Source organism: Bradyrhizobium retamae, assembly GCF_001440415.1.
GTDB lineage: Bacteria > Pseudomonadota > Alphaproteobacteria > Rhizobiales > Xanthobacteraceae > Bradyrhizobium > Bradyrhizobium retamae.
The window spans coordinates 273,183-288,298 of the sequence record NZ_LLYA01000159.1; the positions used below are offsets into that span (position 1 = coordinate 273,183).

At 64.5% G+C, this 15,116-nt stretch carries 12 protein-coding genes; 6 read left to right on the forward strand and 6 right to left on the reverse strand.

Going from position 1 to position 15,116, the window contains the following annotated elements; genetic code table 11:
• The first annotated feature begins 52 nt into the window (after positions 1-52).
• Entirely contained in the window at positions 53-2,461 is a 2,409-nt protein-coding gene (pheT, locus tag CQ13_RS21425; protein WP_057844797.1) for a phenylalanine--tRNA ligase subunit beta, read from the forward strand.
• A complete protein-coding gene (locus tag CQ13_RS21430; RefSeq protein ID WP_057844798.1) occupies positions 2,458-3,228 on the forward strand; it encodes a sulfite exporter TauE/SafE family protein in 771 nt (256 codons plus the stop codon). Before pheT ends, CQ13_RS21430 begins: the two co-directional genes overlap by 4 nt.
• An 89-nt stretch (positions 3,229-3,317) precedes the next feature.
• Here the strand turns inward: CQ13_RS21430 and CQ13_RS21435 are convergent, their stop codons facing one another.
• Positions 3,318-4,031, reverse strand: coding sequence for a Dph6-related ATP pyrophosphatase (locus CQ13_RS21435; protein ID WP_057844799.1), 714 nt, complete (start codon positions 4,029-4,031; stop codon positions 3,318-3,320).
• Positions 4,031-5,428 (reverse strand): flavin monoamine oxidase family protein, encoded by a 1,398-nt coding sequence (locus tag CQ13_RS21440; RefSeq protein WP_057844800.1) that lies wholly within the window; start codon positions 5,426-5,428, stop codon positions 4,031-4,033. Before CQ13_RS21440 ends, CQ13_RS21435 begins: the two co-directional genes overlap by 1 nt.
• Before the next feature lie 189 nt (positions 5,429-5,617).
• On the opposite strand from CQ13_RS21440, the gene CQ13_RS21445 reads away from it, so the two are divergent.
• On the forward strand, positions 5,618-6,598 hold the full coding sequence (locus tag CQ13_RS21445) for a YiiX/YebB-like N1pC/P60 family cysteine hydrolase (RefSeq protein WP_057844801.1): 981 nt from the start codon (positions 5,618-5,620) through the stop codon (positions 6,596-6,598).
• Between the two features lie 169 nt (positions 6,599-6,767).
• On the opposite strand, the gene CQ13_RS21450 is transcribed toward CQ13_RS21445, so the two are convergent.
• The gene (locus CQ13_RS21450) at positions 6,768-8,918 is read right to left on the reverse strand and encodes a TonB-dependent receptor (protein WP_057844802.1); all 2,151 of its coding nucleotides are present in this window, start codon (positions 8,916-8,918) and stop codon (positions 6,768-6,770) included.
• A gap of 188 nt (positions 8,919-9,106) precedes the next feature.
• On the opposite strand from CQ13_RS21450, the gene nikR reads away from it, so the two are divergent.
• Entirely contained in the window at positions 9,107-9,541 is a 435-nt protein-coding gene (nikR, locus tag CQ13_RS21455) for a nickel-responsive transcriptional regulator NikR (RefSeq protein WP_057844803.1), read from the forward strand.
• Between the two features lie 77 nt (positions 9,542-9,618).
• Here the strand turns inward: nikR and CQ13_RS21460 are convergent, their stop codons facing one another.
• Positions 9,619-9,894 (reverse strand): metal-sensitive transcriptional regulator, encoded by a 276-nt coding sequence (locus tag CQ13_RS21460; protein ID WP_057844804.1) that lies wholly within the window; start codon positions 9,892-9,894, stop codon positions 9,619-9,621.
• A gap of 50 nt (positions 9,895-9,944) precedes the next feature.
• On the opposite strand from CQ13_RS21460, the gene CQ13_RS21465 reads away from it, so the two are divergent.
• Positions 9,945-12,329, forward strand: coding sequence for a heavy metal translocating P-type ATPase (locus tag CQ13_RS21465; RefSeq protein WP_082637569.1), 2,385 nt, complete (start codon positions 9,945-9,947; stop codon positions 12,327-12,329).
• Between the two features lie 154 nt (positions 12,330-12,483).
• On the opposite strand, the gene CQ13_RS21470 is transcribed toward CQ13_RS21465, so the two are convergent.
• Positions 12,484-13,422 carry a beta/alpha barrel domain-containing protein gene (locus CQ13_RS21470; protein ID WP_057844806.1) on the reverse strand — a complete coding sequence of 313 codons (939 nt, stop codon included), beginning with the start codon at positions 13,420-13,422 and terminating at the stop codon, positions 12,484-12,486.
• A 123-nt stretch (positions 13,423-13,545) separates the two neighbouring features.
• Here CQ13_RS21470 and CQ13_RS21475 point away from each other — a divergent pair, with 123 nt between their 5' ends.
• Positions 13,546-14,298 carry a sulfate transporter family protein gene (locus CQ13_RS21475; protein ID WP_057844807.1) on the forward strand — a complete coding sequence of 251 codons (753 nt, stop codon included), beginning with the start codon at positions 13,546-13,548 and terminating at the stop codon, positions 14,296-14,298.
• A gap of 43 nt (positions 14,299-14,341) precedes the next feature.
• Here CQ13_RS21475 and nth read toward each other — a convergent pair whose 3' ends face one another.
• The gene (gene nth / locus CQ13_RS21480; RefSeq protein WP_057844808.1) at positions 14,342-15,100 is read right to left on the reverse strand and encodes an endonuclease III; all 759 of its coding nucleotides are present in this window, start codon (positions 15,098-15,100) and stop codon (positions 14,342-14,344) included.
• Positions 15,101-15,116 lie beyond the last annotated feature (16 nt).

The following is a 15,116-nucleotide window of genomic DNA, read 5'->3' on the forward strand; positions in this document are numbered from 1 at the left end:
GCCGAGGCTTCGGCGGACAAGCGCGGGAGAGGGGACAAGAGAAACCATCGTCATGAAATTCACGCTCTCCTGGCTGAAGGAACATCTCGACACCGACGAGCCGCTGGAAAAGCTTGCCGACAAGCTCACCATGATCGGGCTCGAGGTCGAGAGCATCGAGGACAAGGCGAAGGCGCTCGCGCCATTCTCCATCGCGCGGGTGATCTCGGCCGAGCAGCATCCCAATGCCGATCGTCTGCGGGTCTGCATGGTCGACACCGGCAATGGTGCTGCGCCGGTGCAGGTGGTCTGCGGCGCGCCGAATGCGCGCGCTGGGCTCGTCAGCGTGTTCTCGCCGCCCGGCACGTTCATCCCGGGCAAGAACATCACGCTCGGCGTCGGCACCATCCGGGGTGTCGAGAGCCGCGGCATGCTGTGCTCGGCGGCCGAGCTGCAGCTTTCCGAGGACCATGACGGCATAATGGAGCTGCCGGTCGATGCGCCGATCGGCAAGGGTTATGCCGAATGGGCCGGGCTTGGCGATCCCGTGCTCGAAATCAACCTCACGCCGAACCGCCAGGACTGCACCGGCGTACATGGCATCGCGCGAGACCTTTCCGCAGCCGATATGGGCAAGTTGATCGATCCCGGCATCAGGCCGGTCAAGGGCGAATTCCCTTGTCCGGTGAAAGTGACGGTGGAAGATGCGACGCTGTGTCCGGGCTTCGCGTTGCGGCTGGTGCGCGGGGTCAAGAACGGTCCCTCGCCGGAATGGCTGCAGAAGCGCCTGACCGCGATCGGGTTGCGGCCGATCAATGCGCTGGTCGACATCACCAACTTCATGACTTACGACCGCGCCCGGCCACTGCATGTGTTCGACGCCAGCAAGGTCACGGGCAATCTCACCGTGCGCCGCGCCAAGGAAGGCGAGAGCCTGCTGGCGCTCGACGGCCGCACCTACACGCTCGATCCCTCGATCTGCGTGATATCGGATGAGCATGGCGTCGAATCGCTTGCTGGCATCATGGGCGGCGAGACTTCCGGCTGCGACGAGAACACGACCGACGTACTGATCGAATCGGCGCTGTGGAATGAAATCAACATCGCGCAGACCGGGCGCAAGCTCGGCATCAATTCGGATGCGCGCTACCGCTTCGAGCGCGGCGTCGATCCGGCCTTCATGGTGCCGGGACTCGAGCTCGCCACCAAAATGGTGATGGAGCTCTGCGGCGGTACGCCGTCGGAGACCGTGGTCGTCGGTAATGCGTTCGGCGACGATCGCATCATCGATTTTCCACTGAGCGAGGTCAAACGCCTGGCAGGCATTGAGGTGCCGTTGGTCGAAATGCGGCGCATCCTCGGCCATCTCGGCTTCATGGTGGCCGGCAACGGCCCGGTCGTGAAGGTCGCCGTTCCCTCCTGGCGCACCGACGCGCACGGCAAGGCCGACATCGTCGAGGAAATCGTCCGCATCGTCGGCGTCGACAAGGTGCCGATGGCGCCGTTCGAGCGCGGTGACGAAGCGCGCAAGCCGGTGCTGACCACGATCCAGCTCCGCACCCGCCGCGCCAAGCGCGCACTCGCTGCGCGCGGCATGGTGGAAGCCGTGACATGGTCGTTCATTTCCAAGCCGCATGCTGAGATGTTCGGCGGCGGTCAGGCCGAGCTCGTGCTCGCCAACCCCATCGCTTCCGATCTCTCCGACATGCGGCCGAGCCTTTTGCCGGGTCTCGTCGCCGCGGCGCAGGCCAACGCCAACCGCGGTTGCTCCGACGTCGCGCTGTTCGAGGTCGGCCAGATCTTTAAGGGCGACAAGCCCGAGAACCAGTTCGTTGCAGCCTCAGGCGTGCGCCACGGCTTTGCGTCCTCAAACGGCATGGGCCGGCATTGGTCCGGCTCCGCTCAGACTGATGCGCTCGACGCCAAGGCCGATGCCTTCGCGGTGCTCGCGGCGGCCGGCGCGCCGATGCAGGCGTTGCAGATCGTGCCGGGTGGACCTGCGTGGCTGCATCCCGGCCGTTCCGGCACCATCCAGATCGGGCCGCAGAACGTGCTCGGCTATTTCGGCGAGCTGCATCCGCGCACACTGGAGGCGCTCGGCGCCGACGGCCCGATGATCGCGTTCGAGGTGATCCTTGACCGCATTCCCGATGCCAAGAAGAAGCCGACCCGCGCCAAGCCGCTGCTCGAACTCTCCGCGTTCCAGCCGGTATCGCGCGATTTTGCGTTCATCGTCGATCGCGCCGTCAAGGCCGGCGACATCGTACGCGCGGCGCAAGGCGCGGACCGGAAGCTGATCACGGACGTGGCCGTGTTCGACGTCTATGAAGGCAAGGGCATCGATCCGGCCAAAAAGTCGATCGCGATCGCCGTGACGATCCAGCCGCGCGAGAAGACGCTGACGGATCAGGAGATCGACGCCGTAGCGGCGAAGATCGTGGCCGAGGTGACGAAGAAGACCGGCGGCACGTTGCGGGGATGAGCCCTCTCGGTCTCATCCCTTCCGACATCAGCCTCAACGCCGCAATCGCGATTTGCGCCGTCGCCTTCATGTCGGGCACGGCGCGGGGCTTTTCCGGGTTCGGGGCGGCGCTGATCTTCATGCCGCTAGCCAGCTCGATCGCCGACCCGCGGCTGGTGGCCGCGCTGCTCCTGATCATCGATTTCGTCGCCGCCGCGCCGTTGCTGCCCAATGCGTGGGAGAAGGCTGACCGCAAGGCGACTGCGGTCATAGTGGTGGGTGCGCTGATCGGCGTGCCAATCGGCACCTATTTCCTGAGCCGGTTAGAGCCGGTGACGACGCGCTGGATCATTTCCGCCTTCGTGTTCGCATTGCTGTTGCTGCTGCTCTCGGGCTGGCGTTACCGCGGCAAGGACCACGTGGCGGTCTCGATCGGCATCGGCGGGCTGTCGGGCTTTTGCAGTGGCCTCGCCCAGACCGGCGGCCCACCGATCGTCGGCTACTGGCTCGGCCGCCCGATACCGTCAGTCATTGCCCGCGCCAATATCGTGCTGTTCTTCGGCGCCTCGGATTTCTTCTCCGCCGTGAGTTACGCCGCGACCGGACTGATCACGATGGATGCGATCAAATTCGCGCTGGTGGTCGGCCCCGTCTACGGAATCGGCGTCTGGTTCGGCGCATCGCTGTTCGGCAAAGCCAGCGAAACCGTATTCCGCTCGATCTGTTACGCGCTGATCGCGGCCGCGGTTGTCTTCGGCCTGCCGGCGCTGGATGGTGTTTTGCGCTGACGCCATCGTCCCTGCGAACGCAAGGGACCCACAAGCGTTTGACGTTCGAGTTGGATGTAGCCCCAGCGTGCTAGCACTAGCAACTGTGGTTATGGATTCCTGCTCGCGCTTCGTTTGGCCGGGACGACGGATTCATTATCCATCACCAGGTCGCAATACGCATACCCGTCACGCTCGATGCGCTCGCCGGTCATCGCTGCCACCCGCCCTGAAAACATCGGCCCTGCCACGACGCAGGTGTGAAACTCGCCGTTCTCGCCGCAGGGATCGATACCGTCCGGCAAGTCGGCGAGCAGCGTTGCGTCGAATTTGCGACCGGCAAATTCCGCCGGCAGCTTCTTCAGATCGACGGTCGCAATGTGGGCTTCCAGCCCGCTTGCGATCATTGCTCGCGCGAGCTCCGGCGTTGGCCGCTCCCAAAGCGGAAACACCGGCGTGATTCCGGTGCCCGCGAGCTTCTGTTCGCGATAGGCGCGGATGTCAGCCAGGAACAGATCACCGAAGATCATGTGCGTGACGCCGTCGGCAACCGCTTGCGCGACTGCCGCGCCCATCCGCGCCTCGTAGATCTCGTTCGGACAGGGATAGGGTATAGGCACGATCCGCTGCGGCAGGCCGGCGGCCTCGCATTGCGCCTGCAAGATTTCCTGCCGCACGCCATGGATCGAGACGCGGCCGAACGTCTCGGTCACGGTGGTCAGCGCGCCGACCACCTCGAATTCGCCCGCGCGCATCACTTCGTGCAGCGCAAAGGCTGAATCCTTGCCGCTCGACCAGGAGATCAGTGCTTTGGGACGGGCCATCAGTTGATCGGAGACGGTGCGCGCCGCCGCTGCTTCGCCGGTCGCGCCTCCGGCTCGGGACCCTTTAGAGCGCCGATCCGCCGCAATGCCGCCTCTGCGGCGCGCTCGCCACTCTCCCAAGCGCCGTCGACCGTCCCCCACAGCGTTTCATGGGTCGCCTCGCCGGCGAGATACATGCAGCCGATCGGCTCGGTGAGAACCTTTCGCGAGGACTGCCCGCCAGGATCGGCCGCCGACATCGCGCCGAGCGTGAACGGCGCGGCGTTCCAGCGCGTCGCGCTCGATTTCGTCACCGCGGCGGCCGCCTCGCTGCCGTACAGTTTCGTCAGCCATTCCACCGCAAACGCCACCATCGCGTTCTCGCCCTGCGAGGAAAGATCGCGGCCGAACGAGCCGCCGACATCGAGGGTGCAGAGCGATGAGCCACCGATATTGGCTGATATCAGCGCCGTCCTGGTCGAATTGCTCTGCTCGATGATGATGTCGTCACGCGCGAGGCCGAGCGGATTGCCCACCATCTGCAGGGCGATCCGGTCGTAGCTGCCGAGGCTGAGTTTCGAAGCCGCGTCGAGCATGCGCTTCGGAATGTCGGGCGCAAACTTGATATTGCCGGCCGCCAGCACGTTGCTTGACACCGTGACGACGGCAGCGCGGGCGACGACCTTTCCGGCACGCGTTTCCACGCTGACGTCGCGGTTGCTCCAGGAAATCCGGCTGGCGGGCGTCGACAGCGCCACCGGCACCTGCTCACCGAGTTTTGCGATCAGCGTGCCCAGTCCCTGGCGGCAGCCGATCGCGATGTTGCGGTCCTGCGCGCGCGACTTGTCGCCGACCGAGACGTCGTTCAGATCCTTGCCGGAGAAGCTGGCCCCCAGCACAAATTCCGCCGTGCCCGCCCAAACGCCGAGATCCTTCGGCAGCACGGAAGCACAGGAAACATCGAACCGCCGCGCGGCCTCGTCGATGGCGCGGTTGGCGCGTACCAGCGCTGCCAGAAACTCTTCGGTCTCGCCGGCGCGGGCGTTGCGGCGACCGATCCGGATCTTCTGGCCGGATGGCGCGCTCGTGATCTCGAGCCCGGCCGCCCGCGCCAGTTTGATCATCGGATTGGTCTCGGGATTGTGCATCCAGCGCGCGCCGCGGTCGAACGGTACGTCGAAAGTCGAAACGTCGGTCTGGCAGCGGCCGCCGATCTGGCTCGCCGCCTCCACCACAATCACCCTGCGGTTCGCCGCCATGATCCGTCGCGCCGCAGCAATGCCGGCCGCGCCTGCGCCGATCACCACGATGTCGGCATCCCGCGGCAAGGGCGCGGCCCCCGCACGCGCACCGAAAAGGCCCGGAACCGCCGCCAGGCCTGCAGACGCCGACAGAAAGGCGCGGCGGGTCAATGTCATGTCATGGTTTCCGGGACCTGAAGGACGCGAGAACAGCTAGCGAACTGTGCAGCATCTCACGTGACGCAGCAACACTCATGGTAAATCAATCATGATTGACCGGCATCCCGCATGAACTAAATTGAAACGGCTTGCGACCATGATAAGGAAACAAAAAAAGCGGAGGAAAAGCCGCTCTGGGGGAGTTTCATGGGCGTAATGCTCGACACCATCGGCCAATTGATCGCGGGCTACCTGCAGAAGGAAGTCCCGGGCTATGAGCCGTTCACGCCCAGCGACCCCGAACATCTGCGCGGCGTCATCGAGCCCGGCGATGTGCTGCTGGTCGAAGGCAACAACCGGATCTCCGGCATCATCAAATACCTCACGCAGTCGACCTGGTCGCATGGCGCGCTCTATGTCGGCCCGGTTGAAGGCGCCACCGAGCCCGACGGCGAGCCACATGTGCTGATCGAGGCCAATATCGGCGAGGGCGTCACCTCTGCGCCGCTGTCGAAATATTTTCCCTATCACACCCGCATCTGCCGTCCGGTCGGCCTGTCCTACGAGGACCGCACCACGGTGTGCCGCTACGCCATCAACCGGATCGGCTTCGGCTACGACACCAAGAACATCGTCGATTTAATGCGCTATCTGATTCCGTTGCCGATACCGCAGCGATGGCGGCGGCGCATGATCGCGTTCGGCTCCGGCGATCCCACCAAGATCATCTGCTCGGCGCTGATCGCGCAGGCATTCGACGCCGTGCGCTATCCGATCCTGCCCAAGATTACCCGCGCCGCCTCGCGAAAGGCTCGGCGCGAAATCCTGCATATCCGTGATTCCTCGCTCTACATGCCGCGCGATTTCGACATCTCGCCCTATTTCGAAGTCGTCAAACCCACCATCGTGCACGGCTTCGACTACACGGCCCTGCACTGGGCCGACAAGCAGAAGCCGCTCCCGGAGGTAGCGGGCCAATTCGGTGTGTTTCCAGAGATCAAATCGCCGCCGCTTGTTCCTGAAGAGATTGACCAAGAGACGCCGCTTCCGCCTGCGGCTGAAGAAGTGACTGTTGCGACGATGGTCGAACGCGTCACCGTGTCGGAACATTATCTCGCCGTCGAATATGTCCCGGTCCGCCAGCCCGAGCGCCGCATGAGGCCACGCAGGCCGGAGCCGGTGGCGTAAAAGCACGAACTTGTACGTAGGCAAAGCCAACGGGTCGCGCGAATGCGCGCCCCGCGACGAGCGCAAGTGCGCTCGCGGAGTGATGACAGGCTCCGCGTGCCTACCATTTGAAGCGACACTCCGGATGGATGGTGGGCACGGCGCGAAGCGCCTTTGCCCACCATCCAATCTAAAATCTTCCCGCCACCGTCAGCCGTACCGCGAGCGGCTCCGCCGGATGGACATGGCGATCCGCGATCCCACCCATCGGCTCGCCCGGCAATCGCGACAGATAGTAGTACTCGATCTGGTTGGTCTTCGCATTGAAGAGATTGAGTACGTCGAGCTGCAGCCGCAGGCCATTGTCGAATTTGTAGCCCGCGCGTGCATTGAAGATCAGCGCTGATTGCGAACGGATGCTGTCGTCCTCTATCAGCGGACGCGGGCCGAAATAGCGTCCACGCAGCGTGCCGAACCAGCCGGCCTCGCCGCCAAATGTCACGCCGCCGCTCCCGACCCACGCCGGCGCGCCCGGGATGAAATTGCCGGCGGGATCAACATCGGTAAAGCGGGCGCGGGTGTAGGCGACATCGAAGTCGAGCCGCATCCACGGCAGAATTTGATATTGGTTGGTCCATTCCACGCCGACGCGCCGGCTGGGCCGGCTCGGTTCGGTGGTGCCGGCATCGCCGACGAACAGCAGCTCGGAATCGAAATTCAGCACGAACACCGCAAGCGAGCTGCTAAAGCCTTCAATCGCCTTGCTGCGGATGCCGATCTCACTGCCCTTCGATCGCACCAGCAGCGGCACGCGATCCTGCGGCGTCACTTTGTCGATCGGATCGACGGTGATGGTTGCGCCTCTGATATCGTTAGAGTGCAGGCCGTAGCCCGCATTGCCGTAGAACTCGGTTCGATACCATGGCCCCAGCACGAATCCGGCCTTGGGGCTCGCCATCGACGCCTGCGCGTTGCCGGAATTTTGCGGCGTATCGCTCAGCACCCTTCCCGCAAAATAATCCTCGCGGATGCCGACCGTGGTGCGCAGCCAATCGGTCCAGCGCGCCGTCGTGTCGGCCCACAGGCCGACATTGCCTTCCCTCACGCTGTCTTCGCGAACAGTCGAAAGCGTCTCGCGCTGCAACGTCTTGAACAGGCCGACACGGATATCATCGCTGCGCGTCTGTAGTCCGATGCGGGTCTGCGTTTCGATCCCGCCCACGCGTACATCGAAGGCGTGGCTGGCGTTGAGGCCATAGACCGTGCGTCGGTCCATCTGGCTGAACTGATCGCCATTGACGGGATCGTCGAGAAAATAGGTGAAGTTGTTGTAGAGCCGCAGCGACGAGTTGATCACATAGGCGTTGACCTTGCTCTGCCCATACGCGCTCGACTGCGCCCAGTTGCTCGACAGCGAGAACCGGCTCGAGACGCCGCCATCGGTCGGATCGAGCGTCCCGAACCGGCCGATCACGCCCTGGTCGATCGCGCGCTGCGCCACCTGGTCGGTCGAAGTCCAGCCGTTGGAATAGGCCATCGCCGACAGCGTAAAGCCGTCGGTCGCGGTGCCCTGGCTGTAGCGCAGCACGCCGTTGAGCTTGCGCATATGGTCGGGCACGTCCCATGGACCGTTATAAGCGACGCCCTCGAACGCGCTGAGCAAGGTGCCTGCGCCGACCGCCGTCGACCCCGCCGCCAGCGCGCGGCGATGGCCAAAACTGCCGAAGGTCAGCTCAGTGATATTGTTCGGCAGCCGGTTGACATAGTCGATGGCGACAGCGCCTGCGGACGCGAAGTCGCCTTGGTCGGCGAAGTACGGTCCCTTGCGGACATTGACGGACTGCACCAGTTCCGGAATCAGAAAATTGATATCGGCATAGCCCTGGCCGTGACCATGGCTCGGCATGTTGACCGGCATGCCGTCAACGCTGATGGCGAGATCGGTGCCGTGATCGAGATTGAAGCCGCGCAGAAAATACTGGTTGGCTTTGCCCTCGCCGGAATGCTGGGTAACGATCAGCCCCGGCACCACCTCCAGCGCCTCGCCGGCGCGCGAAAAAGGCCGGGCGTTCAGCTCCGTGCCGCTGATCGTCGTGGCGCTGGCCGCGGTCGGTTGCAGGTATGCCGGCCCTGCCGTCGCGGACCCGGACGTCACGCCACCGGTGACGGGCAGCAGAACAGGCGCGCTCGGCTGAATGGCGGAGGAATTTCGGGCGGCTTGTTGAGCGCGCGGCAGCTTGGCCCGGTTGCGCGGCCGCGCTTCAGGAGGATCTATAGTCACAGCGGGAAGCCGGTCGGCCCCTGCGGCAGCGACGCTCTGCGCGTTCGCCGGCGACACCATCGCGAGCAGTAATGCGGCGGCGGAAAATGCCCCCCAAGCAGATCGACGCAACGCTCATGCCCCTGCATGATAACTGCTACAATCGGCGCGCGACCGCATCAGTTCGACTTAACCCGGCGCATCACGCTAGCAAGCGCAGTATGACGATACAATAGGAATATCATACTGGAGCCAGAACGGAATTTTCCATGCAACGGATTACGATCACGATCGAAGACGAGCTGCTCGCCGAGATCGACGCGGCGGCGGAAGCCCGCGGCTATCAGAACCGCTCCGAGATCATGCGCGATCTGGCCCGCGCTGGCCTGCAGCAAAGCGCCGAGAACGCCACGCCATCGGGCCAATGCGTCGCCGCACTGGTCTACGTCTACGATCACGCCGCGCGCGACCTCTCAAAACGGCTGGTACAGAATTTCCACGGCCACCACGATCTGTCGCTGGCGACGCTACATGTGCATCTTGACGACGATTCTTGCATGGAGGTGACGGCGCTAAAGGGTGCAAGCGGCGAGGTCCGGCAGCTTGCCGATCACATCATCGCCGAGCGCGGCGTGCGCTATGGCCGCGTGGTGATGATCCCGACGGTCTCGGGCAAGAAGCCCCGGGCGCGCAGGCACGACTGACACTGATCTGGATCAAGGCGCGCGACTGGCTCGCAAGCGATAATCGCCGACCATCTCACGAGACCATTGCCGCGATGCTACCGGTCGGAGCGCCCGATCACGTCCATAAGTTCAGCGATCTTTTCTCGCTGGTCGGCCTTGTTGCCGCTGGTGATGGCGTGCTCGACGCAGTGCGCCACGTGATCCCGCAACACCTCCTCCTCGACACGCCGCAACGCGGCCCGGACGGCGGAGATCTGGGTGACGATGTCGATGCAGTAACGGTCCTCATCAACCATTCGTGACAGGCCGCGGACCTGGCCCTCGATCCGGCTGAGACGTTTCTGACAGGATGCCTTGATGTCTTTTCGCATGCGGCCTATATACCCCTACAGGGTATAGGTTTCAAGTGCCGGAGATGATGATGAACAACAATGAAAACGCCGATCGAAACGGCGCTTCGAAGGGCGCATGCTGCGGCGCCAGTCACAGCCACCACGGTAATCAAGCCGCCGGTGCGGCAACCGTGCGCGATCCCGTTTGCGGCATGACCGTGAACCCCGCGACCAGCAAGCACCGCTTCGACCATCACGGCGAGACCTTTCATTTCTGCTCGGCCGGCTGCCGCACCAAATTCGCCGCCGATCCCGTCGCCTATCTCGAGAAGGACAAGAGGCCGAAGGCCGCCGTGCCGGAGGGCACGATCTACACCTGCCCGATGCACCCCGAGATCCGCCAGGTCGGTCCGGGAAGCTGCCCGATCTGCGGCATGGCGCTGGAGCCGGAGGTGGCAAGCCTCGATGCGCCGCCCAATCCGGAACTCGCGGACATGACGCGCCGCTTCTGGATCGGCCTCGTGCTTGCGCTGCCGGCCGTCATCCTCGAAATGGGCGGCCACCTCGTCGGCGGCCATGGCTGGGTCGACCAGACGCTGTCGAACTGGGTTCAGCTAGCGTTCGCCACCCCGGTCGTGCTCTGGGCCGGCTGGCCATTCTTCGTGCGGGGCTGGCAGTCGCTGGTAACGCGCAATCTCAATATGTTCACGCTGATCGCGATGGGCACCGGCGTGGCCTATGCCTACAGCGTGATCGGCACCGTTGCGCCCGGCATCTTCCCGGCCACCTTCCGCGGCCATGGCGGTGCGGTCGCGGTCTATTTCGAAGCGGCGGCGGTCATCACCGTGCTCGTGCTGCTCGGCCAGGTGCTCGAACTCCGCGCCCGCGAGGCGACGTCAGGCGCGATCAAGGCGCTGCTGCAGCTTGCGCCGAAGACCGCGCGCCGGATCGGCGACGACGGCACGGATCATGAGGTCGAAATCGACGCGTTGGCGGTGGGCGACAAGCTGCGGGTCCGACCGGGCGAGAAGGTGCCGGTCGACGGCGTCATCCTCGAAGGCCGCTCCTCGCTCGACGAAGCCCTGGTAACGGGCGAATCCATGCCGGTCACCAAGGAGCCCGGCAGCAAGGTGATCGCAGGCACGCTCAACCAGTCCGGCGGCTTCATCATGCGCGCCGACAAGGTTGGCCGCGACACGCTGCTGTCCCAGATCGTGAAAATGGTGGCGGATGCGCAGCGCTCGCGCGCGCCGATCCAGCGGCTGGCCGATCAAGTTTCCGGCTGGTTCGTGCCCGTTGTCATCGCCGTGGCGCTGATCGCATTCGGTGCCTGGGCCTGGTTCGGACCGGAGCCGCGCATGGCATTCGGCCTGGTCGCCGCCGTCAGCGTCCTCATCATCGCCTGCCCCTGCGCGCTCGGCCTCGCCACGCCGATGTCGATCATGGTCGGCGTCGGCCACGGCGCCCAGGCCGGCGTTCTGATCAAGAACGCCGAAGCGCTGGAGCGCATGGAGAAGGTCGACACGCTGGTGGTCGACAAAACGGGCACGCTGACCGAGGGCAAGCCGAAGGTGGTCACCATCGTGACGGCCGCGGGATTTGAAGAGGCAGAAATTCTGCGGCTGGCTGCGAGCGTCGAGCGGGCCAGCGAACACCCGCTGGCCGACGCCATCGTGCGGTCGGCCAAAGAGCGCAATCTCGACATCGGCAAGGTCGAGGCGTTCGATTCGCCGACCGGCAAGGGCGCCACCGGCAAGATCGACGGCAAGACCATCGTGCTCGGCAACGCGAACTTCCTGCAGTCCCTCGGCATCGATGCCAGCGCGTTGAACGAACAGGGCGAGCGTCTGCGCGGCGATGGCGCGACGGTGATCAACATGGCGGTTGATGGCAAGCTTGCGGGATTGTTCGCGATCGCCGACCCCGTGAAGGCATCGACACCTGACGCCCTGAAGGCACTGGCGGCGGAGGGCATCAAGGTCATCATGCTGACCGGCGACAACAGAACCACGGCGAACGCCGTCGCACGCGGCCTTGGTATCGCCGAGGTCGAGGCGGAAGTGCTGCCCGATCAGAAGAGCGCGGTGGTCGCAAAACTGCAGAAGGCCGGCAAGATCGTTGCGATGGCCGGCGACGGCGTCAACGACGCGCCGGCGCTCGCCGCGGCCGAAGTCGGCATCGCGATGGGCACGGGAACGGATGTTGCGATGGAAAGCGCTGGCGTCACTTTGCTGAAGGGCGATCTCGGCGGCATTGTCCGCGCCCGCCGGCTGTCGCAGGCGACCATGCGCAATATCAGGCAGAACCTGTTCTTCGCCTTCATCTACAACTCCGCCGGCATCCCGATCGCCGCCGGCATTCTCTATCCGACGTTCGGGCTATTGCTGTCACCGATCATCGCTGCGGCGGCCATGGCGCTATCCTCCGTCAGCGTCGTCGGCAACGCGCTGCGATTGCGGTTGACGCGGCTGTAGTTGCGTCATGCGTTCCGTGGCGCGCCGCGTTTGCGGCGTGATGCGCTGCCGTTCCGGTATCCTACTTGCGGCGGGTGGGTCCCGGCTCTGCGGCGCATCACCCAAGAGGCGCTGCACCGCCTCCGGGACACGGCCTACTCAGGCGGGCGTTGGATCACGCCGCTTTCCCGCGCGGCAATCCGGCGCGTGCCAGCCCGCCATACAGCGTCTCATCCGGCATTTCCGATTTCAGGATGCCGCGCACCGCGATCAGCTTCTCGACATCTATGCCTGTCGCAAATCCCTTGCTCTCGCACAGAAACACCAGATCCTCGAACACCACGTTGCCGGTCGCGCCCGGCGCGAACGGGCAGCCGCCGAGGCCGCCGAGCGATCCATCGAGAACGCGCGCGCCGGAGTCGAGCGCGGCGGAAGCGTTGGCGATCCCCATGCCGCGCGTGTCATGCAGGTGAATGCAGATCGGCTTTCCACTTGCGATCTTCACTGCGCCAGCGACCAGTTCGCCGACCTGTTTTGGCCCGGCATAGCCGACCGTGTCGGCGATCGCGACCATGTCGACGCCGGTCTCGAACAATTGCTCCGTCAGCCGCAGCACTTCCGCAGGGTCCACGGGACCTACGATCGAACAACCCAGCGCCATTGAGATCGCGGCGTTCACCACCGGTCTGTGCGCGCTGGCGTCGCGCAATTCGCAGAGCCGCCTGACGTTGCCGATCGCTGACACCCGCGACCGATTGGCGTTGGCCTGGCTGTGTTCCTCGGTTGCCGAGACCACGGTTGCCACTTCGGCCACGCCAGACGCCAGTGCCTCGTTGACGCCACGCTCGTTCAGCGTCAGCGCGATGCCGTAGGCGCCGGGCAGCGACGCCACGGTCCCGATGATGTCGCGCACATCGGCGAATTGCGGAAACGTCTTTTGCGGCAGGAACGAGCCAACCTCGAAATGCCGCACACCGGCGGCATACTCATCGCGAATCCAGCGCTGCTTGGCGGATGTGGATGGAAATGTCTTCACGAGCTGCAGGCCGTCGCGCAAGCCGACCTCGCGCAGCACGATCTTGTTGTCGGGATAGATCTCCTGGACACGGGTCATGGCAGCCTCATGCGGCATTGTTCTTGACGGCAGCCTCGCCTCCCCGGGGGGGGGCGGCTCTTGCCGAAGCCCTTGCGGCTATCTACCTCTCGCGAAGGCTTTTTCACAAGAGGCAGAACCGCCATGTTGGACGCCGCCGTCAAGGCGCTTTCGCAGATCCTGTCGCCGCCGATGCGCACCATCCTGTGGCGCTCGATCGGGCTGGCGCTGGTGCTGATTACGGTGCTGGCCGTCGGCTTGCAGCGTGCATTGAGCTGGTTCGCTGAGTACGGCGAAGTCTGGGCCGAGGCGATGCTCGGCCCGGGCTTCCACACGTCGCTTAATATCCTTTCCTGGGTCATCTCGATCGCGGCCGGCCTTGGCGTCGTGCTGGGCGGGATCTTCCTGATGCCGGCGGTTACCTCGCTGGTTGCGAGCGTGTTTGTCGATGACGTCGCCGAGCATGTCGAGCGCGAGCATTATCCAGCCGAGCGTCCCGGCGACGCGCTGCCGTTCGGCGTCGCCATCCCCGAGGGCCTCAAGACGGCGCTGCTCACCATTCTGGTCTATCTGATCGCCCTGCCCTTCGTGCTGTTCGCAGGCGCGGGCTTCCTGATCTTCTTCATCGCCACGGCGTGGCTTTTGGGCCGCGAATATTTCGAACTCGCCGCCATGCGCTTTCGCTCGCCGGCGGATGCCAAGGCTATGCGCAAGGACCACGCCGCGACCGTGTTCACCGCGGGCCTCTTCATCGCGGCGTTCGTGTCGATCCCGATCGTCAATCTGGCGACGCCGCTATTCGGCATGGCCTTCATGGTCCACATGCACAAGCGATTATCGGGCCCGCGGCCGGAGTTGATCGAGCCCGCGCGCAAGCCGGGCATGCCGGTGGGGTAATCTTCTCCCTCTCCCGCTCTTGGCGGGGAGAGGGAGAAGGGACTCACACCGTCTTTTCGGGCCACCGGCACAGATCGTTGATCAAGCACACCTCGCAGCGCGGCTTGCGGGCGAGGCAGGTATAGCGCCCGTGCAGGATCAGCCAGTGATGGGCGTGCCGCATGAATTCCGGCGGGATCACCTTTTCCAGCCCTAGCTCCACCGCGAGCGGCGAGTTGCCGGATGCGAGGCCGGTACGATTGCCGACGCGGAACACATGCGTGTCGACGGCCATGGTGTGTTCGCCATAGGCCATGTTGAGCACGACGTTGGCGGTCTTGCGGCCGGCTCCGGGCAGCGATTCGATTTCAGCGCGGGTGCGCGGCACCTCGCCGCCGAATTCATCAATCAGCTTTTGCGATAGCGCGATGACGTTTTTCGCCTTGTTGCGGTAGAGCCCGATGGTCCTGATGTAGTCGCGCACCTTGTCTTCGCCGAGCGCCAGCATCTTCTCCGGCGTATCGGCCACCGCAAACAGCGCGCGTGTCGCCTTGTTGACGCCGGCGTCGGTCGCCTGCGCCGACAGCACCACCGCCACCAGCAGCGTGTAGGGGTTGAGATGTTCGAGCTCGCCCTTCGGCTCCGGATTGGCCTTGCGAAATCGGCTGAAAGCCTCGTGGATCTCGGCCGGCGTCCAGGGTTTCGGCTTCGGTGCCCTTTTGGTCCGCGCCGGTAACGCCTTGACGGCCTTCTTCGCCGGTCTATTCGGCTTCGATGGAACACCGGCTTTTTTGGTGCTGAGAGAGCGGATGCTTTTGGCCATGATCGGGATATACTGA

Excerpts from the sequence above, each read along its gene's own strand:
- pheT (WP_057844797.1), top strand. The coding sequence starts at position 53 with ATGAAATTCACGCTCTCCTGGCTGAAGGAACATCTCGACACCGACGAG.
- CQ13_RS21430 (WP_057844798.1), top strand. The coding sequence starts at position 2,458 with ATGAGCCCTCTCGGTCTCATCCCTTCCGACATCAGCCTCAACGCCGCA.
- CQ13_RS21435 (WP_057844799.1), bottom strand. The coding sequence starts at position 4,031 with ATGGCCCGTCCCAAAGCACTGATCTCCTGGTCGAGCGGCAAGGATTCA.
- CQ13_RS21440 (WP_057844800.1), bottom strand. The coding sequence starts at position 5,428 with ATGACATTGACCCGCCGCGCCTTTCTGTCGGCGTCTGCAGGCCTGGCG.
- CQ13_RS21445 (WP_057844801.1), top strand. The coding sequence starts at position 5,618 with ATGGGCGTAATGCTCGACACCATCGGCCAATTGATCGCGGGCTACCTG.
- CQ13_RS21450 (WP_057844802.1), bottom strand. The coding sequence starts at position 8,918 with ATGGTGTCGCCGGCGAACGCGCAGAGCGTCGCTGCCGCAGGGGCCGAC.
- nikR (WP_057844803.1), top strand. The coding sequence starts at position 9,107 with ATGCAACGGATTACGATCACGATCGAAGACGAGCTGCTCGCCGAGATC.
- CQ13_RS21460 (WP_057844804.1), bottom strand. The coding sequence starts at position 9,894 with ATGCGAAAAGACATCAAGGCATCCTGTCAGAAACGTCTCAGCCGGATC.
- CQ13_RS21465 (WP_082637569.1), top strand. The coding sequence starts at position 9,945 with ATGAACAACAATGAAAACGCCGATCGAAACGGCGCTTCGAAGGGCGCA.
- CQ13_RS21470 (WP_057844806.1), bottom strand. The coding sequence starts at position 13,422 with ATGACCCGTGTCCAGGAGATCTATCCCGACAACAAGATCGTGCTGCGC.
- CQ13_RS21475 (WP_057844807.1), top strand. The coding sequence starts at position 13,546 with ATGTTGGACGCCGCCGTCAAGGCGCTTTCGCAGATCCTGTCGCCGCCG.
- nth (WP_057844808.1), bottom strand. The coding sequence starts at position 15,100 with ATGGCCAAAAGCATCCGCTCTCTCAGCACCAAAAAAGCCGGTGTTCCA.